Source organism: Vibrio sp. 1CM8B (assembly GCF_023161685.1).
Taxonomy (GTDB): domain Bacteria; phylum Pseudomonadota; class Gammaproteobacteria; order Enterobacterales; family Vibrionaceae; genus Vibrio; species Vibrio coralliirubri.
In genome coordinates this window covers 66,618-88,125 of record NZ_JALNTU010000004.1, presented here as the reverse complement: position 1 = coordinate 88,125, position 21,508 = coordinate 66,618, and the positions used below count along the sequence as shown (strand labels likewise).

Genomic DNA, 21,508 nt, shown 5'->3' with positions numbered 1-21,508 from the left:
CTTAGCAGACCTTTAAATTAAAAATATTCAACCTATCACTTATGATACAACAACTTAGGGTGTGCTAACAAACACCGGAATCTATTTACCATCACGAGCGAACACAAACTGGCCTTTTCCTTTGCGTTTAGCTTGGTACATCGCCTCATCAGCAACTTTTAGAATCACGTCAATATCACGCTCTGAGCCATCAACTAAATGGATACCTAAGCTCGCTCCCACATGAAGTGAACGCTGTTTATAGTTTACTTGTTGCCCGATCAGATCCAACAATCGCTCGGCTAACTTAGCTAACAAGACCTTGTTTGTCTGTTTAATAATAAGAACAAATTCATCACCCGACAAACGTGCAACCAAATCCCCCGCTCTTACCTGAGATAACAATCGGTTTGATACTTCTTTAAGGATTTCGTCACCTGCATCGTGTCCATAGCTGTCATTCACTTCTTTGAAACCATCCAAATCCAAGTAGATAACCGCGAAATGCTGATTTGAATAGTGGCTCGACGTGACAACATCATCCATAACCTTATACAGTTGCGCTCTATTCGCTAACCCGGTTAATGCATCGTGATGAGCCAAGTGTTCGAGTCTTTCCATCTCTTTAACGTTGGATAAATCAGACAGCGTTAATACCATATCAAACTCGTCTTTCTCGTTGTCTGAGGCAATTCGATTCACTTTGACAAACATTGGAACTAACGTGCCGGACGCGCTTTTCTCCCACACTTCGCCTTGCCATTGACCATAGTTGTCTAACGAACTGCGAATTGTCGGCATCAATGATGAAAATTGCTGCCACGAAAATACTTCAAAGGGTGTTTTGCCCACCAGTAGATCAGAGTGATAACCGAGAAGTTGTGTGATCGCCGGGTTAACCATGGTTATCACATTGGCCGAGTTGAGCACGATCAAACCGTCTTTACTATTTTCGAAAACACCCGCAGCAATACGCTGGCGACTCATGGCCGTTTCTATGTCGGTGACATCTTGGATTGCATAAAGAATACGACCATCTTTTGTCAAAGAACGACTGCTCACACGAAGCCAGCGTTTTGATTGAAAGAGATCGGTGGTTTCCAGTAATTCGTCATTAAGTTCAATATTGGCATCAATAACATCTTGTAAGTAACCAGTTTGCTTGGTCGCGATCAACTCTTGGATCAACAAGTTCTCAAGAAAGGCTTCCGAGCATTTAAAAATATCCCGAGTAGCTGCGTTCGCATGAAGAATGAGCCCTTTTTCATCCACCACCAACAAAGAGTGCTGAACGGTTTCAATGACCTCATTTGCGAATGATTTTTCTTCTTGTAACTTGTCTAACGTAAAATTGATTTGGTTATCGCGATGTTGAAGCCTTTCTAACATGGTATTGAAAGCTCGCACCAGATCACCGATTTCATCGCGGTTCGTTACGACTAATTTAGGCTGCTTCGAACGACGCTCAACAAAGGCTTGCATCGCCTCATTGAGGTCAAACATCGGTTCGATAATCAAGCGTTGCACCAATTTGACCAGTACTCCGCCTAACATCACCAGAAACAACAGGTAGACGACCGCAACCTTGAAAATATTCGTTAAGATCGAATTAAACGTCTCTTTCGATATTGTTACTCTCAAGTTCGCGATCACTGCGCCATCCAGCATCACTGGAACGAGCAAGAAGATGAAATGCTCAGAGATGGCAAATTGATGATCAGCGATATCGTCTAATTCATCTGCGTTTGGCCTTGGAACCAGAGTGTTGCTCACCTGATAGCTGGCAAAAAGCTGTTCGTTGATGTCATAGAGCTTCACTCTAACAATATCTTTATCTGCGACGAAAGCTGACAAGATTTCCTGAGCCGATGACTTGTCTTCAAATAAAATCGCAGCTTGTAGGTTATAAGCAACACCTTGTGCCAGCACTTTAACACGCTGAATAAGACTCTCTTTCTCCCTCTCAAACGTGACAGTGTAATTTACCGATTGAATCGTGACAAAAGTGACTGCGATGAAGATGATAATGGGTAATATCAGCTTGTTTTTAATCGATATGTTATTAATGAAAGACAACATTATTGGCCCTCCACTATCGCGATTCGTAACAAGTTTGAGCCAATGACGTAGTCACCGCGCCTTGCGTTCTCTAGATTGATCTTAGGTTTGAGCTTATTATCGATGTGCGTGAGTTCAATGACTCCACCTAGGTCCGTAAAGTTAGGAATGTCGCTGATTGTCACAGTATGTGGCGAGTGCTCTTGACTACGAAATTGATCATTTTGACGCTCAGACAAATACGTAATATCGCACTTAGAAGTAATCGACTGTTGAACTTGGATAGCGAGCGAACGAATAGATTTCCCCTCTGTAATTGACGTTAGCACTTGGCTTACCTTTTCATCGCCAATCACACAAAAGTTCACAGCGTTCATAGAGCTTTCATCATTCCAACGTATAAAATTCGCAATTCTAAACAGGTACACCGCTTTCACTTCATAAGGTTTGAAGCTTGCCGCTGAGGTATTCAAAGGCATAATAAGCATCGTTAAAGCGACAAGGCCTAGTTTAAAGAATCCGATCTTAATGCGGTGGTTAAGCCATTTAGAATTCATGAGAGATCCTCACATACACCGATTCTTGATTGACGCTTTTCTGAGATGTGAATTCAGCTTGATAGCCGTCACTCTTACCTATGTTTTCAACAACCACTTCAATTAAAGGCGCTGCGGACGATTTTTTCCATGCAAGACGCGCATCAAAGGTTATTTCATGTGGATAAGACTGCCATTCATATTGAGTGCCATCGCCTGCTACCCAATAGTCTGGGTAATTCACATTAATGTACTGGCCTATCACATCGAATTGCCAACTTTCGGTGATATTCCACATCAACTGTGCCGTGGCTAAATGTTCATTATCAATATCGTAATAAACACTCGTTTGAGGGCTAGATTTAGGGTCATTACCTTTATTCTCACCTTCTAACGTCGTATAGGCGTAACTCAGGTAACTGGCTAGATCTGGGGTGAGTTGGTAACTCGCGCCTAACTCTAAGCCATAAGTTTTTGCTTTATAATCATCAGACAACGCCCCGACATAGACATGATTCGCAGGGATATCATTCGGGTCATAGCTGTGAAAGCGAAGGTTGTCATGTTCACTCAGGTAAATCGTTGCATCGAGTTCGAAATTTGAATTGTTTGAGTAGCGATAACCCATTTCCGCCGTTACGACGTTCTCTGTTTCAAGACTGGAGCTTGATTTATATACATCTAGGTAGCTGTTGTTTGAATCAGCATTGTAACTATTGAAATAATAGGTGGAATTGGAATCCATATAAGATGGTGCAACAACCGCACGGCTAAGTCCCGCCCATACTGAATGACGTTGAGTTAACTTATATAAGCCACGCAGTTGAGGTGAAAGTTCTGTCGATTCATTCTGTGTAAAGTGTTCAACCTTGGCGCCAAGAGTAATCGATAGTGCTTCCGTCATTTGAATTTGAGACTGTATAAAAGCGTTCGCAATATAATCGTTGGCAGATTGGATGTTGTAGGCTCGACCGTAGTAATCAGGGTTGTACCAATCCACGTCCGAAACTTGGCTTGAGGAGAAATCAAAATACATATATCGCAAGCCACCACCGAGTGTTAGCTGATGGTTTGCCGATAGTTGGTTGATATAAGTAGAGTCAAAATCGAGGGTCGAATAGCTTCCCGGAGCATCTGGCGCGTTATCCTCATTATATTCACCCCATAACGAATATGAGAGTGTCGAACTTTCATCAAAATGGCGAGAGTCGTTGAATTGGACGTAAACAGATTGACTCTTGTTATCGAAATCGTTGGCTTGTGATCCGACAAACGATCCTGAGTTATCATATTGGAACGTATACAACTCCGACTCATAGAAGCTTTTCTCACCACCAATACGTAATGACCAATTTTCTTCGGCATTACTTGGCTGAAAAACCATCCCTGCCGTTTGTGCTTTCCATTTTTCAGATTCGTTTGTGCGATACGTGGGTTCTTCTCGGTACTTATAAAAGGCACGAGCATTCACACTGTCGTTTAGGCTTAATCCCTGACGAACACTAAATTCATAGTTATCAGTATTAGACGCGACACCGGAGAGATAAGTCCCCTGCGTATCATTGGCAGACTTAGTAATGATATTGACAACACCATTAACCGCGTTGCCTCCCCAAATTGTTCCGCCGGGGCCTTTTAGTACTTCGATGCGTTCGATGTCGGCAAGTACATAATCAACGTCGCTCCAATACGTACCGCCATAGACTGGGCTAAACAAGCTTCGTCCATCCATCATCACGAGCATCTTGTTATATAGCCCATCATGAAAGCCGCGTGTCGAAACAAACCATGAGGTTTCGTTGAATTTGGTGACTTTGAGTCCGGGTACAAGCGTTAGGACTTCCGCAATGGTTTTCGCGCCACTGCGCTGAATTCGCTCATTAGAAAGCACATACACCGACGAAGGAATGTCAGTGAGTTTTTGTGTCACTTTCGAAGCCGTTTCCATTTCGACATCTAACATAGACAACTCTTCAAGGCTCATCGACATGAGTTGGTCTAGAGAGTTTTCTTGAGCAGAGACAAAAACAGGTGTCGTTAATGCTAGTCCTAAACAAACCTGGCGGGATATCATGTGCTCACCTAATATACAGATAGATATTAATCCTTTAATCAATAGTTCAACTATATATGAAATGCCATACCGGTAAATCTACGGTGTCGAAAGTTTGAGTTAGGTCACTGTTTATTTATGGTATTTATAAGACCGTCATTACTTACCTCAACGTAAAGGATTAGCACCACGTGACAACGAAGATTTTGCTTAATTGCGACATGGGAGAAAGTTTCGGCACTTGGAAGATGGGCGATGACGAGTCGGTCATGGAATGGGTCGATATGGCAAACATCGCTTGTGGCTTCCACGCGTCTGATCCGCACGTTATGTCCAAGACGATAAAACTGGCACAGCACTATCACACCCAAATTGGTGCTCATCCCGGTTATCAAGATCTCGTTGGGTTTGGTCGCCGGTCTATTCCACACACCATGGACGAGATCAGTGAACTGGTGTGCTATCAAGTCGGGGCATTAAAAGCCCTTTGCCGCTATCACCACACCTCTGTTGGCTATGTGAAACCTCATGGCGCCCTTTACAACGATATGATGGCAAACATCGATGTGTTTAATGCGGTAGCCCAAGCCGTCGCTGAATTTAACATCCCGTTGATGATTCTCTCTTCATCAGACAATCAACAGTATTTGGATATTGCTGACGATCATGACTTGCCTCTCTTGTTTGAAGCGTTTGCCGACCGTGCTTATTTAAATAACGGACAATTAGCGCCACGTACTCAAAAAGGCTCGGTTTACGTCAATCAAGACGATATCTATAACCAAGTCATGCAAATCATTAACTATGGCTCGGTTACGACTTTAGAGGGCGAAAGACTGCCTATTGAAGCTGATACTATCTGTGTTCATGGTGATAACCCTCAATCCATCGCATTAATTAGAAAAATCAGACAAGACCTCAACGCTTTTAATTAGTATGAAGCGTGTGACTGGTATGACGCATGGTCTAATCGCTCGCCCAATCGAGTGCCTAATCAATCGCTCGTATGATCTAATTGTTTTGTATTGGCTTGGACACGGAAGTGAGACACGCCAAGTAAGCTAATAAAAGGCAAGATAACAAACGTATGGAAACGAAATGACGACGAATCAGATTGAATTCAATATAGCGCCAGTCGCGGAATGCAGCGTTTTGGTGACTTTGACACTATCGCCTTCAAATAATCAATCTAGCGCCGAATATGCGCAGTACATGGCTCACTTTTCCAATGCCATTCGCCAAAATTTAGCATCGGTGTTGATGAATGTGACGCCGGCTTACCAAACAATATTGGTCGACTACCTCCCTTATCGAATATCAGAACAGCAGCTCATTGAACGGCTCAATAATTTGTTGAATCATGCTCTGTCGTCCTTTTCTAGAGTTAATAAAACTCGTAATACGATTGAGCTTCCTGCCTATTACTCACCAGAAACGGCGCTCGATTTAGACCGATACCAAGACAAAGGCGTGACTCTGGACGATATTATTCAATATCACACCTCACAGACATACAGCGTCAGTGCGATTGGGTTTACGCCTGGCTTTGCGTTTATGTCGGATGTGGTTAATGAGCTTGCCTTGCCCCGCCACTCCACACCCCGCTTAAATGTGCCCAAAGGCAGCATCGCCATCGCGGATACGAAAACAGCGGTGTACCCTTCGGATTCACCGGGCGGCTGGAATATTATTGGCAATTGCCCGCTTCCGTTGTTCGATCATAGCCAATTGAAGAACGTCGATATCACGCAAAGACCGCTGTCTCTGCTTAATGTTGGTGATACCGTCCGTTTCATCGCGATTTCAAAACAAGAGTTTGTAGAGTTGGGTGGAGGCATCGTAAATGGCTAAGACAAAAGCTAAACCAACACTGACGGTGATTAAGCCCGGTCCGTTGAGTTTGATTCAAGACTTCGGGCGATTTGGTGTTGCTCATCTTGGATTAACGCAAGGTGGACCGGTTGATGATTACTCTTATAGCTGGGCCAATCATCTATTGGGTAACCCAGTAAACCAAGCAGTATTGGAAATCACGCTTGGGCAATGTGCGTTACGAATCGATTTTGATTGTGAGATGGCACTATGCGGGGGTGATTTACAAGCGAAACTCGATGGTAAACCACAGCCTAACTGGCGTACTTTTCAAGCTTTTAAAGGGCAAGTTCTCTCATTTGGTTTGCCTAAAAATGGTCTAAGGGCGTATTTAGCTATTAAAGGCGGTTTCGATGTTCCATCAACTCTTGATAGCTGCTCTACAGTAACTCGTGAAAAGATTGGAGGGTTAACGCAAGATGGAGAGCCATGCCAGCAAGGGCAACAAATAGCTTTTACCCAACACCAACTATCACATCCATTTAAAGCGGTAAGTGTTACCTTCCGATACACGCCTGATTATAATCTACCCGTGAACCTACGAGTGATTGAAGGCTATCAAAGCGAGCTATTCTCCGAGTCAGCAAGAGAGACTTTGTATAACGCTGAATATCACGTTGACCAAAACTCTAATCGGATGGGTTATCGACTCAGTGGCGAGCCCGTAGACTCGCCTGACATTTCGCTATTGTCAGAAGGCATTGCCCTAGGTGCGATTCAAATCCCCCAAGACGGACAACCTATCGTGCTGCTTAATGACAGACAGACCATAGGTGGTTATCCGAAGATTGGATGTGTCGCAAGAATCGATTTACCACGCTTGGCACAAGCAAAACCTGGACATGCGATATCGTTCAGCAAGGGTGATCGCTTAGGCTTACAAGATGTTTGGTGCCAATGGGCTCAGTTTTTCGGCTATTAGTTTTTGCGATGTGTTATGTGCTAAATGCTATGTAGCTAAGAATAATTAGCTAGGAAGACGTCGTTTTGATGAGTTTCGGTATGTAAGTTGGCGTTTGAATGAAGATTCGGCTTACCTATTACAGTAAGCCGAATTGAAGAAGTTAAGCGCAGTCGATGATGATCGGCTAATTATAAGCTATTAAGCGTGATCTTGACCTGACACCTTTGCAAGCGCTTCTGGGTATCCACGTTCTTGTGTCAAATCTATCGCTCTGTTTTCAATATCATTCAGATTAAGTGACACTGTCACTAAGTGCGTATCTTCAATAGATACCGCCTCTGATACATCAAACCATTGCTCAGCGACCTTTTGTGCCGCTTCTAATGTTGAAGATGCTTTCACGACTTCAAGTCGAGCATAGCGTTCACCACAGAATGAAACGTCTGAAGCTCTTAAGCTTGGATCGGTTCCCGGAATCTGTTGTGCACCAAACAAAGGCTTACCACCAACCAGTGCAGAACTGAAACTTGGGATGAACTGAGACATATGCGTTATTGCCGCGCGAGTTCTTAATTCAAGCTGCTCTTCACTCCAACCCGATACGATTTTCTTAAGCAGCTTCGAAGGCAACTGTGGCTGTGACGAGTCTGTTGAAGATGAAACAAGCCCACCCTCAAACAGAGTAATCCCTTCTGTCATACCGTGAAGTTGGAACACACCATCAGCATACGGCGTTAATTGCGCCATGCCTTGCGGTGTGCCTCTCGGGCCATGGAAGATAACCTCTGGCCACTCTTCCTTACATTCTTGCGAATACGGCCACTCTGTAACGTATGCAGCTTTAAATTCAACAAGTCTTTGCTGCTTAGAGCCAACAAAGTCGTCCACGATACCCGTTTCAAACCCACTCGCATTAATCAAGTAATCGGTCGTTAGTTGGCAGCTTTGGTTTTCGGCATCGGTATAAGTCAAAGACCAACCTTGACCTGTCGACTCAACAGATCGTAATCGACTGTTGGTTAACACGGTACAGTTAGCTTGTTGCCCCAAAGAGAGTTGAGCGGTTGCAGAAAGTCGGAATACGCTCCAACCATACTCTTGGACCATCGCAACAGGATACTTAAGAGTCTCTAAATCCGTATGTTTGGCAAAAGGAATGCACCAATCATCAAGCGATGTTGGTTTCAGAGGCTGTGTTTTCGCAGAAAGTGCTAACAAATCTTCTTTGCTGTACAGCTTGTAATACTCTTCCGGATCACCAAGCACTTGGTTGCTTTTATCTTGTTTAACAAGATCGACATAAGCGCTTTTGATTATCTTGAGACGAGGAAGAAGATCTAATGGCTCTCCACCATCACTGTGTGGAACGGCGATGATTGTCGGGCGAATATTGATCGTATGGGGAAATAAGCGGACGGTATCAATTGACTGCGAGAGCAACTGAAGACACTGCTCTACAGAAATATCTCGATACAAATTGCCCCCAGCGTGCAGGTGGCAAATTGGTGGGCCATTAACCAAACTCGGCCCTTTTTCTAAGATAGTGACCTTGAAACCCAACTCACTAAAGTGAATCGCGCTCGTTGTTCCGGCAATACCACCACCAACAATGGCAATAGAAGGTTGATTTGTATCCGTTTTGTTGTGGTTCATCGTGTTCTGTAGAATAAGATTAACTGCATCTATTCTACTTTTGTTCTGCGATGAATTAAAACACATTTTTATCAAGGTCTTAGATAGGCGGGATTTAATATCTATGTAAAAAATATAAATAATCTCTTGACTCAATAACTCCAGATAGAGTTTTAAAGGTTATTCTAACAGTCAAATTTGTCCTAAGTGACGCCACATAAAGGCTGCCTCAGTACTCTTAAAACATAGCGGTTAACTTATCCCTAAAGTTATCCACCGTTTTTGTGGATAACTGTTGATAACGTGCTTGCTAAGTTGCGCAAACCCTTTGTTTACAGGGACTAACCGCTGTTCATTAAATCGGCATTATTGGGCAATTAGTTTTAAAAAATGCTAAAAAGAGTGGAATATAAGGTGCGATATTTTTTACTTATGCTACCGGTTGGTCAAATAAAAAACGGTCTAAAGCGACGTATTATAAATAGTGCATGACTAAGTATAAATAATCTCACTTTTAGACCGTTTTAAGCGCTTGGCTAGATCTCGCTAGCGACTAGCCAAAATCCTTGTTTACTGGTGCCAACAAACGCTTAATTAAGCTATTCACTACCGCGGCCAATGTGATGAACGTTAGCACGGGTAGCGCTATCCACAGCATCGGGTGAAGTGAAGGTTGTAACTCGAAGCCAAAGTTCATAACGCCTGCCACGCTCAGCTCAGAACCGAGCGCTGCAATTGAGCCTGCGACTAACGCCATTAACCCGTACTCGCACCAAATAGTATTGAGAATTCGCTTCCTACTCGCGCCTAATGTTCGATACAAGCGTATCTCTTGTTGTCTTTGAGATAAGCTTAGTCGCAATAGAGTGAAGATAAGCAACAGCCCCGCCACCACACCTAACGCCGCAAGTACCGTTATCGACCAAACAATCTGTTTGAGCAGCTCTTGGATCTTGCTACCCATCTTGCGAATATCCATCAAACTCACGGTTGGGTGATTTCGAGAGAGTTCGTTGAGCATCTGATTGTGTTGTTCTTCTAACCTGAAGCTCACGAGCCAAGTAGAAGGAATTGAACTCAAGACATCTGGAGTAAAAATGAAGTAGAAGTTCGGCTTCATTTCTCGCCACTCGACTTTGCGGATGCTATTCACCTTGGCAGAAACATTCTGGCTGTTGATTGTGAATGACAGCTCATCGCCAATCTTTAGATCCAGTTGCTCCGCGACATCCGATTCCACAGATACGCCCTGCTCTTGTGTCCAGCTGCCTTCTAAAACTTCATTGTACTCAGGTAAGGTATCTCCCCAAGTGAAGTTGATCTCACGGCTTAATGCGTCTGTTTCTCCAGAGGTATCACTGTATTCCGATGCTTCAACACCGTTGATAGTCGTCAGTCGTCCTCGGATAATTGGAAACGCTTGAGTACGCTCTACTTCGTTTGCATCAATCGTCTCGAGATAACTGTCTTTTTCATAGCTTGCAATGTTAAGTGCAAACGCATTTGGTGCGTTCTCTGGTAAGGTTTGCTGCCAATCTGACAGTAAATCACTTCTTACCAACCAGATGATAGACAGCAACATCAGTGAAAGCGCTAAAGAGCCAAATTGAATCCCAGTTGCTAAAGGTGTGCGATTAATTCGACTCAATGCCAAACGCATAGACGTAGATGTCGGTAACTTACCAACCAAACGCAGAACAAGCGTACTGACAATTGCGAGCACTAAGAACAAGCAAGCGATACCTGCTAGAACTATCCATACCAGTAGATTATCGCCATACATCAGCATCATTGGAATAATAGGAACCAGTAACAACAAGTATTTCTTGAAGCTTTCATTGGACTGGTGACTTGATTGGATAACGCTGATTGCCGAGGTGTTGACCAAGCCAATTAACGGGATACCAAGAGCAGGAACACCAATTAAGATGCTTGATAAAATCGCCAAGATTGCAGGTTCAATACCATAGCTAGGAAGTGGCGTTGGTAATAAGTCGCCCAAAGGTATACGAAGCAAAAACTCCAAGCCGATACCGATGGTTATTCCCAGTACTGCACCGATAACCACTAATAGAGATACCTGTACAGACAACCATTTAACGATCCACTGCTTGCTTGCACCCAAACTCTTAAGCATCGCGATGGTTTTACGGCGACTCGCAACATAATGTTGGCAAGTGAGTACCAAAGTGGTCGCGGCCATGATCACAACAATAGCAACGGTTAACGAAAGATATTGAGTCGTGCTTTCGAACATGTCGTTAGTACGGCTCGCAGAATCTTGAGTACGCCAGCGATCGCTTGGTGTTAATTCTACGCTGTCTTGCGCGGCTTGCAGTTTTGTATCATCACCGTTTAGAAACAGCCTAAAACTAACACGACTGCCCGGTTGAATCGCTCCCGTGGCATCGATATCACTTGTATGAATCAGAACGGCTGGCATCTGTTGGAACGGGTTAAAGCTTAAGCCTGGTTCTTGAGTGATTCGTCCAGTTATCGCTAAATCGGCATCGCCAATAGTGACAATGTCACCAATTTCAACCTCTAACTGTGCAAATATACGCTCGTCTAGCCAAAGTTCACCCGGCTCAACATGGTTACTTGATGCTTTATCTGCGCCCTCTAAGATCATTTCACCGCGTAACGGGTAATTACTTTCAACCGCTTTCACCGTCACTAACTGCATCGAGTTGTCACTGAATGCCATGGTTGAAAAACGAGTCAACTGAGAGCTTTCTATTTGTTCAACTTGAGTGAGGTCTAACAAGGGTTGCGGAACTGGGTTTGCTGAGATAAACACGCTATCGGCAGTTAGTGCATCTTTGCCCTGCTTAACGATTACCTGCTCCATACGTTCGGCCAACGCCGACAATGCAAACACACAAGCAATAATAAGCGTTAAAGCGATTGAAACTGGCCACAACTGACCGTGTCGAATCTCTTCGATACTCCATGAAAACAGGCGTTTATTCAGTCCGTTTGATGAATTCAATTTAGGCTTCCTCTATCTGACCGACATGCATCTTGAGTGTTCTTTGGCAACGTTGTGCAAGCTTAGGATCGTGTGTCACCAAAACTAACGTTGTGCCGTGGGATGAGTTCAATTCAAACAACAACTCAACAATTTTGGCTGCCGTTTGTTGGTCTAGATTACCTGTGGGTTCATCGGCAAAAAGGATTTTTGGCTTAATCATAAATGCGCGCGCCAACGCTACCCTTTGTTGCTCACCACCCGATAGCTGAGACGGCAAGTGATCAAGCCTGTCTTTTAAGCCTACTGATTCAAGCAGAGCAGTCGCGCGTTCGATGTCTTCGTCTTCTCCCTTCAACAAACAAGGCAACGTGACATTTTGCAGCGCAGAAAGGCTTGGAATTAATAAGAAGCTTTGAAATACAAACCCAACCGATTCACTGCGAATCTTAGCCCTTGCCTCATCATCAAGCTGTGAAAGTGGCTGTCCTAATAAACTGATTTCGCCTTTCGTTGGTACATCAAGACCAGCAAGCAGCGTCATTAAGGTCGACTTACCCGCGCCAGACGTGCCGACAATCGCGACAGTTTCGCCTTCACGAATATCGATATCGACGTGCTCTAGGATTGTTAAATGTTCTTGATTAGTAGACACTGTCTTCGAAACAGCTTCTGCCTTAATGATGGATGTATGCATGACTCGACTAATTTCCTTTTTATTCTTTATTTTATTTTCAACCGCTTCTTTGGCTCAAGATACCGACTTAGATTCTAAGTTGCTGGTCCTTGGTGATAGCTTGAGTGCTGGTTACAACATGGACATCAAACAGAGTTGGCCAAGCCTGTTACCAGACGCGTTAGCAAAGCATGACAAAACGGTAACCGTGGTTAACGGAAGTATTTCTGGTGATACAACGGGCAATGGGTTAGCTCGCTTACCACAATTGCTTGAAGAACATGCTCCAGACACCGTTCTTATTGAACTTGGTGCGAATGATGGACTTCGTGGGTTCCCACCTAAGCTGATGTCTGCGAATCTTGATCAAATCATTGAGCAGATAAAAGCTGCGGGCGCCAAACCTATAATGATGCAGATTAAAATCCCACCGAATTACGGAAAGCGTTATAACCAACAGTTTGAATACGTTTTTGCAGCGCTTGCTGATCAACAAAACGTGCCACTTTTGCCGTTTTTCCTAGAGCATATCATCCTCAAACCTGAGTGGATGATGAACGATGGACTGCATCCAAAACCAGAAGCTCAACCTTGGATTGCTGAATTCGTCGCCGAAGAATTATATCAGTATCTTTAAGTTTTAATGGTCTAGCTCAATAAATTTTACACAGCTTTACGTTAGCCTGAGTGCATATCACCGTTAACTGTAAGGTTATTTATGCTGATCGAACCTGTTATCAAGGGTGTGGTAGCCAAAAGCGCTCACCCTCTTGGCTGTCAAGAAGCCGTAAAGCAACAAATCAAGTTTGTTAAGAGTGCGCCGCAAATCAAAGATGGCCCTAAACGAGTACTGATTATCGGCGCTTCCTCAGGCTTTGGCCTAGCCGCTCGTATTGCCCTTACCTTTGGCGGCGCAAAAGCTCACACTATCGGCGTCTCATTCGAGCGCGGTCCAAACGAAAAATCCCTAGGTAGTGCTGGTTGGTACAACAACATCTACTTCAAAAAAGAAGCTGAACGAGAGCAACGCACTGCTATCAACATCGTTGGTGACGCATTTTCACAAGAAACACGTTCACAAGTTGTCGAAGCCATCGAAACCTACTTCGAAGGTGAAGTGGATCTGATTATCTATAGCTTAGCTGCGGGCGTTCGTCCTAAACCAGATTCCGATGATTTTTGGCGCTCTGCCATCAAACCTATCGGTGAAAGCGTAACTGGCGCAACCATTTCTCTGGAACACGACAACTGGGTGACCAACACGCTTGATGCCGCGACGGAAGAAGAAGCCGAAAGCACACTCAAAGTGATGGGCGGCGAAGATTGGGAGCAATGGATAGATGAGCTCATCAACGCTGAATCTATTGCTCCGGGTTGTAAGACGATCGCGTTTTCTTATGTGGGTCCAGAAGTCACACACCCTATTTATTTAGACGGTACATTGGGACGCGCTAAGATCGACCTTCACCAAACCAGCCACGCACTTAATCTAGAGTTAGCTAACTTTGATGGCAACGCTTACGCGACGGTCTGTAAAGCACTAGTCACTAAAGCGAGCGTTTTCATCCCGGGACTCAGCCCTTACCTACTTGCTTTGTATAAAGTGATGAAAGAGAAAGAGACCCACGAAGGTTGTATCCAACAAATGCAGCGTCTGTTTAGCAGCAAACTCTATGGTCAATCAAAAGTACCGCTTGATGGCGAGCGATTGATCCGTATGGATGACTGGGAACTAGACCCAGAAACCCAAGCACACGTGACTGAGCTACTAGAAAAAATAGACGAAAATAACTTCCAAACCTTAGGGGATTACCAAGGGTTTAAAGAGGAATTTCTTCAATTAAATGGGTTTGCTCAACCATCGATAGATTATAGCCAAAAACTTAATACAGAAGATTTTATAAAGTTAAAGCCTTAATCTAAAATTATCTCATTACTGAGACCCGGATTCACATTTGAAAACCTCTGCATAATTGCGGAGGTTTTTTCGTGCAACATTTCTTATACTTACTAAACGTAAGGTTCATAGTTTATTTGGTTCATCATAATTAACACAGGATGTGTTGATGCATTTAGCATAATTGACTCGGAGTCATATGAAGAAAATAAAAACGATAGACTTAGATATTCCAGACGATATGGAGTCCGGTTGGCAGAACATTGTTGACCTCTTAGCTCAAATCACTCAAGTGCCTGCCGCGCTCATCATGCGTGTTCACGCCAACTACATTGAAGTATTCTCTACTAGTCGCAGTAAAAACAATCCATACAACAAAGGGGATTCTGAAACCTTAGGCAATGGGCTTTACTGTGAAACGGTGATGGAGTCTCAACACCAACTTGTTGTGCCCAATGCCCTCGCTGATCCTGCCTGGGAAAATAACCCAGACATAAAGCTCGGTTTAGTCTCTTATTGTGGCATTCCGTTGCTTTGGCCGAATGGTGAATTATTTGGCACTATCTGCATTTTAGACTCGAAAGAAAACCACTACACTCCCACCTATATCAAGCTTTTACAGAGCTTTCGCACCTCGATAGAGTCTCAGCTTAAAACCCTGTTTCAGCATGCTAAGCTCACTCAAATGAATAGAGACTTAAAAAACCGTGTTTACACTCGGACTAAAGATCTTGCGAGTCTTAATTATTCATTAAATCAAGAGATTGATAAGCGAAAAGCTGCAGAGCAAAAGATCAATTTCCAAAAGAATCACGATCTCGGTACGGGCTTTTTAAACCGAAACGCATTTGAATCTCGCTTAAACCACAAGCTACTGTCACAGCGAAGGCTGACAGACAGCTCATTTGCAGTCGTTCATATTGGTTTTACCAACGGCAGACGCATACAAGCACGATACGGCTATAACGCGTTAGACCAAGTGCTTGTTGAATACCGAAAGCGTATCGACAGTATTTCTGATATCGATGTATTAACTGCACGCCCTACTTCGGTCGATCTCGTGTTGGCGTTTAGCGTTAAAGATTTGCACCATCGCCTTGAAGAGCTTTGCCAGACGCTTGTTAAAGTTGGCCATTCAGAATTCGATATCGAAAGTGACAAAGTGCATTTGCACGCGTTTATTGGGATTGCAATTACGAACGACGAAGATGACGCGGAAAGCATTCTGCAGAAATCTTCTGAAGCGATGTTAGCCTGCAAAGATTCAGGGCAAAAGTTCGCTTACTACTCTCAATCTCATACCGAAGAACAAACCCACATCAATAAGATTGAAGGATACTTGCTTCAAGCCGTTCGTAATGATGACCTTATGCTCTACTTTCAACCCAAAGTCTGTCCGTTGACGCATCGTTGGGTGGGTGCAGAAGCTTTGCTTCGTTGGCGACATCCTGTTTTGGGCGACATCTCTAACGAAACACTGATCCACATGGCTGAGCAAAACGGTTTGATTTTTGAAGTGGGCAGCTTTGTTTTGCGCAATGCGATTGAAAAAGCCAAAGAGTGGTCTGAATACGTCGACGATTTTAAAATGGCCGTCAATGTGTCTGCGATTCAACTTAAGAACATACACTTTGCGGAACAAGTGGTTCACCTACTCGAAACCTATCATCTAGAGCCTCGTTTCTTAGAACTTGAAGTCACAGAGAGCGGCTTGATTGCTGATGAAGTGGTTGCCAAGAATACCTTGGAATCTCTGCATGATATAGGGGTTACATTGTCACTAGATGACTTTGGTACAGGCTACGCCTCTTTCAGTTACCTGAAGAAATTCCCATTCGATACCATTAAGATTGATAAGAGCTTCATCGACCAAATGCTTAACTCAAACGAAGACTCGGAAATTGTTCGTTCTATAGTCCAAATTGCCAAAAAGCTCGACCTAAAAGTGACGATTGAAGGCATAGAATCGGAGGTTCAGGAGCAATTTATTATCAATGAAGGCTGCGATGTGGGCCAAGGTTACCTTTATGGAAGGCCAATGCCGAGCCAAGAATTCGAACACAGCTTAATCAATCAAAACTATTTGGGGACAACTCGTTACGCTTAAAGCGAAAAAGAGCAGTTAGTTTTGGATTTAGGCCTACTTTCTCTTTACTCTAAAGGTGGTGATTTTTATAATCGCCGCCTTTCTGTTTTTATCTTTCCCCTTATATAGGCATTCCTCGTTATGGATCAGTTGACTGCAAAGCTTAAAAAGCTCGAAAAACAAAACTACCGTGCATATCAACAAATTAAAGGTCAATACGACTTTGCTGATTTTGAATTACACATCGACCACATCCAAGGTGACCCATACGCGTCAGCTTCTCGTTTTCGTGCAACGCGCGCGTGGTCTTTGACCGGGTTAGATTGGCTGAAAGAAAAATCTTACGAATACCAAGTAGCTGCTCGTGACTTTATCGCACGTAGCTTCTCTGAGTTCGCGAAACAAGAATCGACCGTGTCTATCGCCCTGACGGGTCAAACCGTATTAGACAACACAGCTGTTGTATTCACAGACCACGGCATCGAAATTCGTTTCCGTATTAATTTACCAGCTGATGGTCGTAGCATTCTTGCTAAGAAAGCGAACAACATCATCACTTTCTACTTACCGAAATTTATTCGTCGCGCGACGCTTGAGCGTGAGTTAAACATCGATGCAATGATCAAACATTGTGAAACGATTGAAGACCAAGAAGCGCTGCGTGCTCAATTGGATGAAAACAACCTAGCGGCGTTCGTTGCAAATGGCAGTGTGTTACCTCGTATCGCGGGTAACTGCGACCTTCCGATGAAAGACGCGGTACCTTTCGCGGCTCCAGAATCATTGAGTGTTACTTTAAACACTCCAAACCAAGGTGACGTGACTGGCCTAGGCATTCCAAAAGGCATTACGCTGATCGTTGGTGGTGGTTACCATGGTAAATCGACACTGTTGAACGCCGTTGAACGTTCTATCTACAACCATATTCCTGGTGACGGTCGCGAAGGCATTGTAACTGCGATTGATACGATGAAGATCCGCGCTGAAGATGGTCGATGTGTGCACAGCTTGAACCTGTCAAACTACATCAACCATTTACCAATGCAGAAAGACACGTCTGATTTCAGCACACAAGATGCGTCAGGCTCTACGTCTCAAGCGGCTTGGTTACAAGAATCGATTGAAGCCGGCGTTCAAACTCTACTTATCGATGAAGATACGTCAGCGACTAACTTCATGATTCGTGATGAGCGTATGCAAGCACTAGTGTCAAAAGGCGATGAGCCAATCACACCACTTGTCGATCGCATTGGTCAACTTCGTGAAGAGATGGATATCTCTACCATTGTTGTAATGGGCGGTTCTGGTGATTACCTAGATGTCGCGAACACTGTGATTCAAATGCACGACTACCAAGCGGTAGATGTGACTGAAAAAGCAAAAGACGTGATTGCTCAGCACCCTACTCAACGTACTAATGAATGTGAAACTGCTTTAGAAACGTTTGTGCCGCGTTCATTGAACCGTGCTTCACTCATGAACATTCTGACTGACGGTAAGTTCCGTGTTAACGCGAAGGGTAAAGAGTCACTGCGTTTTGGTAAGGAATTCGCAGACCTTTCTGCGCTTGAGCAGTTAGAATCACCGTCTGAAGTGAACGCGATCGGTTGGGCTTGGTTCCAATTCGCACAAACTCCAGGTTGGTCAAACAACCCTGCGAAAGAGTTTAACGCTATTTTAGAAAATGAATGGCACGCTAACATGCCTAACTACGGTGACCTAGCGAAGCCAAGAACATTAGATGTGATGGCTGCTCTCAACCGTATGCGTAAATCTCAGTTCAAGCCTTCGAACTGATTTCGTTAAATATCGGATTTACTGTGCTTCTTGGCTTTTGAAGTTTTAATCTTCTAATTTACTAAAGCTTCTAAGCCACTAAGTAAGCAAATTAACCTTCTACGGCTCTCATTCTGAGGGCCGTAAATTTATCTAACCTCTAGTGTCATCAAAACTCTTGAACTTTAGAAATTCATAAAACCAATCTTTACATCAATTACTTATCATCTTGTGCAATAAGAAAACTATAGGCGCTGTTTAGTGCCATCTAATACTGTCGATCCCAAAAATCATGACATAGCTTTTACAAAACCCTAGTGATATTCAGATAAAGTCCCGATTCGACAGGTGTAACCAAATGTAACAAAACCTTGAGGCTTCAATGAATCATAAACGCGTTAAGATGCGTGACCATAAAATCGAAGTGAACCTATTCAAAAACCGCGTAATCGTCGCGTTTTGTGGGATCTTGATGTTCACTCTTGTCTTAGTCGGTAATCTATACCGACTTCAAGTTGAAAATTTTAAAAGCTATCAAACTCGTGCCGATGGCAACAGAATCAAAGTATTACCTATCGCTCCTACTCGTGGACTTATATACGACCGTAATGGCGTGTTGCTTGCAGAAAACAAGCTTGTATTTGATCTGACGATGATTCCAGAGCAAACCGATGATGTCGATGCAATGCTCGCCAAGCTAGACAAATATGTCCCGCGTGATGCAGAGCAGATCGCGCGTTTCAAAAAACGCTATCACAACACCCGCCGTTTTAAATCAGTGACTATTCTAGAGAACTTAACGGAAGAAGAGATTGCTAAGTTCTCCGTGCACCAGTACCAGTTCCCCGGCTTATCTATCGATACCAGCTTAAAGCGTTTTTACCCGAATGGTGAAGTGCTTACCCATGTTCTTGGTTACGTGGCGCACATCAATGATAGCGATCTCAGAAAGCTTGAAGAACAAGGGATAGAAGCGAATTATCAAGCTACAACAATCATAGGTAAGCTCGGCGTTGAACGTTATTACGAAGATATCCTGCACGGCACCAAAGGTTATCAAGAAGTCGAAGTAAACAGCCGTGGCCGAATAGTCCGAACCATTGAGTACGTGCCGCCTGTAGCTGGCAAAGATATCGTGTTAAATATCGACCTTGAGCTGCAAAAATACGTCTTTGAGCAACTTGATCACAGAACTGGAAGCGCGGTTATTCTCGATCCGAAAGACAACAGCGTGCTGGCAATGGCATCCAGCCCGAGTTACGACCCTAACCTATTTGTCGACGGTATTTCGAGTAAGAACTATCAACGCTTATTGAATGATCCTGCTCACCCGTTGGTCAACCGCACCACTTTAGGTGTTTATCCGCCTGCATCAACCGTTAAACCATTTATGGCTGTGGCAGGACTGCAAGAACATGTAATCTCTGAAGATACGATTCGTAACGACCACGGCGTTTGGAGAATTCCTGGTTCTAAACGAAACTCTAAATCGTGGCGAGACTGGAAACGTTGGGGTCACGGACCCGTCGATGTCACTCAAGCCATTGAAGAGTCGGTGGATTCATTCTTCTATCAAACTGCTTTTGATTTGGGTATTGACCGAATTTCAAGTTGGATGAACCGATTCGGGTTTGGTGAACCGACAGGCATCGATATCTATGAAGAAAGTACCGCCAACATGCCGACTCGAGAATGGAAGATGATGCGTTATCGCACTCCTTGGTATCAGGGTGACACAGTTCCGATTGGTATTGGCCAAGGTTATTGGACATCCACTCCAATGCAACTTGCTAAAGCAACGTCGGTATTAGTTAATCATGGCAAGGTGATGCCCCCTCATATCTTGAGAGCCACCTTAGCTCACGGCGAAGAATTCAGTACGCAACAACTTGTCGAACCGGAGCAAATGCCCTCGATTACTGAAGTACCAGATAGAATTTGGAATGTACCGATCAACGCGATGCGACTCGTAAACCACGGTAGTCGAGGCAGCGGTAGACGTGCATTTAAGGGAACTGAATACACGAGCGGCGGTAAATCTGGAACTGCACAAGTGTTTGATCTTGCGAAAGATCAGGTCTACAACTCAAAGAAACTCGCTAGGCATTTACTTGACCACGCGCTTTACACGGCTTTTGCACCGTATGAGCACCCTGAATATGTCGCAACTGTGGTTATTGAACACGGTAACGGTGGTTCAAAAGTCGGTGCGCCTTATATCCGTAAAGTACTCGACTATGCCTTTGAACATAAAAGTGGTGAGAGTAAAGATCACTCCTAGCGCAAATAACTTAAGTCGTTCCAACACATAGCGTAATAACGACAAAGCTCCACTTGTGTCACTCACAATGTGGGGCTTTCTGTTTTATGGTTCTACTCAACTAGGCAGCTAAAAGCCCCCTTCGCTTACGAGCTTCTTAATACATGCCAAGCTTCACAAAGCGTCTGGAATTTTGCGGTGTTGCCCTCGTCTCTGTCTGGATGCCACCTCAACGCCAGTTGTCGCCAACGTTTTCTAATCTCATGGTGAGTGGCGTCTAAAGGTAACTCAAACAGGTTCAACGCTCGGCTTCGATCCATATCGAGCTCAACACCGCCCACAAACTTTCTGTACCGAGTCCAAAATTCGTTCAACAGCCTTTTGACTTCGCCTTCGTCCGCTTCATAGTTAACCCAATTAATGTAGTATTCTCGAAGTGGGTCTTGATGATCGATGCTGTGACTGCTTCCGTGATAACGACCATTCATCAATTCGATGTCCATCGCTTGGACTTGGAGCCAACCTTCAGGGTGTAAGGTTTCTTGAAGCTGATAAAGCGCATTCATGATAAGGAAGTTCTTCTTAAACAACTCTTTCTCAGGCACTGCATCTAACACTGGCACAAACCCAAGGTCGTTCAGGTGAGCCGCTAATGTGTGTACTTTCCATCCGCTTGGCTTTTGCTTAAGCACTTCCATTATCGGCCAAAGCAATGGATTTTCCATATGGCAATGAAAGTTTGCTCTCAGATCTTGATGATTCGACATAGTTGACTCAGTTAGCTTCTCTGAATTAATGGATTTCTAGA

15 protein-coding genes are annotated in these 21,508 nt (G+C 44.0%); 8 read left to right on the top strand and 7 right to left on the bottom strand.

Annotation, left to right across the window (positions count from 1 at the left end; genetic code table 11):
* Nucleotides 1–81: 81 nt before the first annotated feature.
* From MSG36_RS09240 to MSG36_RS09230, 3 genes are read right to left on the bottom strand one after another with little or no spacing between them, the layout of a single operon-like run.
* On the bottom strand, nucleotides 82–2,058 hold the full coding sequence (locus tag MSG36_RS09240; RefSeq protein ID WP_248367449.1) for a diguanylate cyclase: 1,977 nt from the start codon (nucleotides 2,056–2,058) through the stop codon (nucleotides 82–84).
* Nucleotides 2,058–2,594 (bottom strand): YfiR family protein, encoded by a 537-nt coding sequence (locus MSG36_RS09235; RefSeq protein WP_248367446.1) that lies wholly within the window; start codon nucleotides 2,592–2,594, stop codon nucleotides 2,058–2,060. Before MSG36_RS09235 ends, MSG36_RS09240 begins: the two co-directional genes overlap by 1 nt.
* A complete protein-coding gene (locus tag MSG36_RS09230) occupies nucleotides 2,584–4,647 on the bottom strand; it encodes a TonB-dependent receptor (RefSeq protein ID WP_248367442.1) in 2,064 nt (687 codons plus the stop codon). Before MSG36_RS09230 ends, MSG36_RS09235 begins: the two co-directional genes overlap by 11 nt.
* A gap of 170 nt (nucleotides 4,648–4,817) precedes the next feature.
* Here MSG36_RS09230 and MSG36_RS09225 point away from each other — a divergent pair, with 170 nt between their 5' ends.
* The 3 genes from MSG36_RS09225 to MSG36_RS09215 all read left to right on the top strand — a co-directional run bounded on the left by MSG36_RS09225 (nucleotide 4,818) and on the right by MSG36_RS09215 (nucleotide 7,420).
* On the top strand, nucleotides 4,818–5,561 hold the full coding sequence (locus MSG36_RS09225) for a 5-oxoprolinase subunit PxpA (RefSeq protein ID WP_248367439.1): 744 nt from the start codon (nucleotides 4,818–4,820) through the stop codon (nucleotides 5,559–5,561).
* Between the two features lie 163 nt (nucleotides 5,562–5,724).
* Nucleotides 5,725–6,477 carry a carboxyltransferase domain-containing protein gene (locus tag MSG36_RS09220; RefSeq protein ID WP_248367436.1) on the top strand — a complete coding sequence of 251 codons (753 nt, stop codon included), beginning with the start codon at nucleotides 5,725–5,727 and terminating at the stop codon, nucleotides 6,475–6,477.
* The gene (locus MSG36_RS09215; RefSeq protein WP_248367433.1) at nucleotides 6,470–7,420 is read left to right on the top strand and encodes a biotin-dependent carboxyltransferase family protein; all 951 of its coding nucleotides are present in this window, start codon (nucleotides 6,470–6,472) and stop codon (nucleotides 7,418–7,420) included. Before MSG36_RS09220 ends, MSG36_RS09215 begins: the two co-directional genes overlap by 8 nt.
* A gap of 180 nt (nucleotides 7,421–7,600) precedes the next feature.
* Here the strand turns inward: MSG36_RS09215 and MSG36_RS09210 are convergent, their stop codons facing one another.
* The 3 genes from MSG36_RS09210 to MSG36_RS09200 form a co-directional block, all read right to left on the bottom strand.
* The gene (locus MSG36_RS09210; protein WP_248367432.1) at nucleotides 7,601–9,055 is read right to left on the bottom strand and encodes an FAD-dependent oxidoreductase; all 1,455 of its coding nucleotides are present in this window, start codon (nucleotides 9,053–9,055) and stop codon (nucleotides 7,601–7,603) included.
* 532 nt (nucleotides 9,056–9,587) lie between these two features.
* Nucleotides 9,588–12,026 (bottom strand): ABC transporter permease, encoded by a 2,439-nt coding sequence (locus MSG36_RS09205; protein WP_248367431.1) that lies wholly within the window; start codon nucleotides 12,024–12,026, stop codon nucleotides 9,588–9,590.
* Between the two features lies 1 nt (nucleotide 12,027).
* Nucleotides 12,028–12,702: an ABC transporter ATP-binding protein gene (locus tag MSG36_RS09200; RefSeq protein WP_248367430.1), complete on the bottom strand. Its 675-nt coding sequence runs from the start codon at nucleotides 12,700–12,702 to the stop codon at nucleotides 12,028–12,030.
* On the opposite strand from MSG36_RS09200, the gene MSG36_RS09195 reads away from it, so the two are divergent.
* From MSG36_RS09195 to mrdA, 5 genes are all read left to right on the top strand, one after another.
* Nucleotides 12,701–13,318 (top strand): arylesterase, encoded by a 618-nt coding sequence (locus MSG36_RS09195; RefSeq protein WP_048608336.1) that lies wholly within the window; start codon nucleotides 12,701–12,703, stop codon nucleotides 13,316–13,318. The genes MSG36_RS09200 and MSG36_RS09195 overlap by 2 nt on opposite strands.
* Nucleotides 13,319–13,399: 81 nt before the next feature.
* Nucleotides 13,400–14,599 carry an enoyl-ACP reductase FabV gene (fabV, locus tag MSG36_RS09190; RefSeq protein ID WP_248367429.1) on the top strand — a complete coding sequence of 400 codons (1,200 nt, stop codon included), beginning with the start codon at nucleotides 13,400–13,402 and terminating at the stop codon, nucleotides 14,597–14,599.
* 178 nt (nucleotides 14,600–14,777) lie between these two features.
* Nucleotides 14,778–16,685, top strand: a complete 1,908-nt coding sequence (locus MSG36_RS09185) for a GGDEF and EAL domain-containing protein (protein WP_248367428.1) — start codon at nucleotides 14,778–14,780, stop codon at nucleotides 16,683–16,685.
* 120 nt (nucleotides 16,686–16,805) lie between these two features.
* On the top strand, nucleotides 16,806–18,461 hold the full coding sequence (locus MSG36_RS09180) for an ABC-ATPase domain-containing protein (RefSeq protein WP_248367427.1): 1,656 nt from the start codon (nucleotides 16,806–16,808) through the stop codon (nucleotides 18,459–18,461).
* A 361-nt stretch (nucleotides 18,462–18,822) separates the two neighbouring features.
* Complete coding sequence (gene mrdA, locus MSG36_RS09175; protein ID WP_248367425.1) at nucleotides 18,823–20,721, top strand: penicillin-binding protein 2; 1,899 nt, start codon at nucleotides 18,823–18,825, stop codon at nucleotides 20,719–20,721.
* Between the two features lie 125 nt (nucleotides 20,722–20,846).
* On the opposite strand, the gene MSG36_RS09170 is transcribed toward mrdA, so the two are convergent.
* On the bottom strand, nucleotides 20,847–21,467 hold the full coding sequence (locus MSG36_RS09170; protein ID WP_248367423.1) for a DNA-J related domain-containing protein: 621 nt from the start codon (nucleotides 21,465–21,467) through the stop codon (nucleotides 20,847–20,849).
* Between the last annotated feature and the right edge of the window lie 41 nt (nucleotides 21,468–21,508).

Excerpts from the sequence above, each read along its gene's own strand:
- MSG36_RS09200 (WP_248367430.1), bottom strand. The coding sequence starts at position 12,702 with ATGCATACATCCATCATTAAGGCAGAAGCTGTTTCGAAGACAGTGTCT.
- MSG36_RS09210 (WP_248367432.1), bottom strand. The coding sequence starts at position 9,055 with ATGAACCACAACAAAACGGATACAAATCAACCTTCTATTGCCATTGTT.
- MSG36_RS09220 (WP_248367436.1), top strand. The coding sequence starts at position 5,725 with ATGACGACGAATCAGATTGAATTCAATATAGCGCCAGTCGCGGAATGC.
- MSG36_RS09185 (WP_248367428.1), top strand. The coding sequence starts at position 14,778 with ATGAAGAAAATAAAAACGATAGACTTAGATATTCCAGACGATATGGAG.
- MSG36_RS09235 (WP_248367446.1), bottom strand. The coding sequence starts at position 2,594 with ATGAATTCTAAATGGCTTAACCACCGCATTAAGATCGGATTCTTTAAA.
- MSG36_RS09230 (WP_248367442.1), bottom strand. The coding sequence starts at position 4,647 with ATGATATCCCGCCAGGTTTGTTTAGGACTAGCATTAACGACACCTGTT.
- MSG36_RS09240 (WP_248367449.1), bottom strand. The coding sequence starts at position 2,058 with ATGTTGTCTTTCATTAATAACATATCGATTAAAAACAAGCTGATATTA.
- MSG36_RS09180 (WP_248367427.1), top strand. The coding sequence starts at position 16,806 with ATGGATCAGTTGACTGCAAAGCTTAAAAAGCTCGAAAAACAAAACTAC.
- MSG36_RS09195 (WP_048608336.1), top strand. The coding sequence starts at position 12,701 with ATGACTCGACTAATTTCCTTTTTATTCTTTATTTTATTTTCAACCGCT.
- MSG36_RS09215 (WP_248367433.1), top strand. The coding sequence starts at position 6,470 with ATGGCTAAGACAAAAGCTAAACCAACACTGACGGTGATTAAGCCCGGT.
- fabV (WP_248367429.1), top strand. The coding sequence starts at position 13,400 with ATGCTGATCGAACCTGTTATCAAGGGTGTGGTAGCCAAAAGCGCTCAC.
- MSG36_RS09170 (WP_248367423.1), bottom strand. The coding sequence starts at position 21,467 with ATGTCGAATCATCAAGATCTGAGAGCAAACTTTCATTGCCATATGGAA.
- mrdA (WP_248367425.1), top strand. The coding sequence starts at position 18,823 with ATGAATCATAAACGCGTTAAGATGCGTGACCATAAAATCGAAGTGAAC.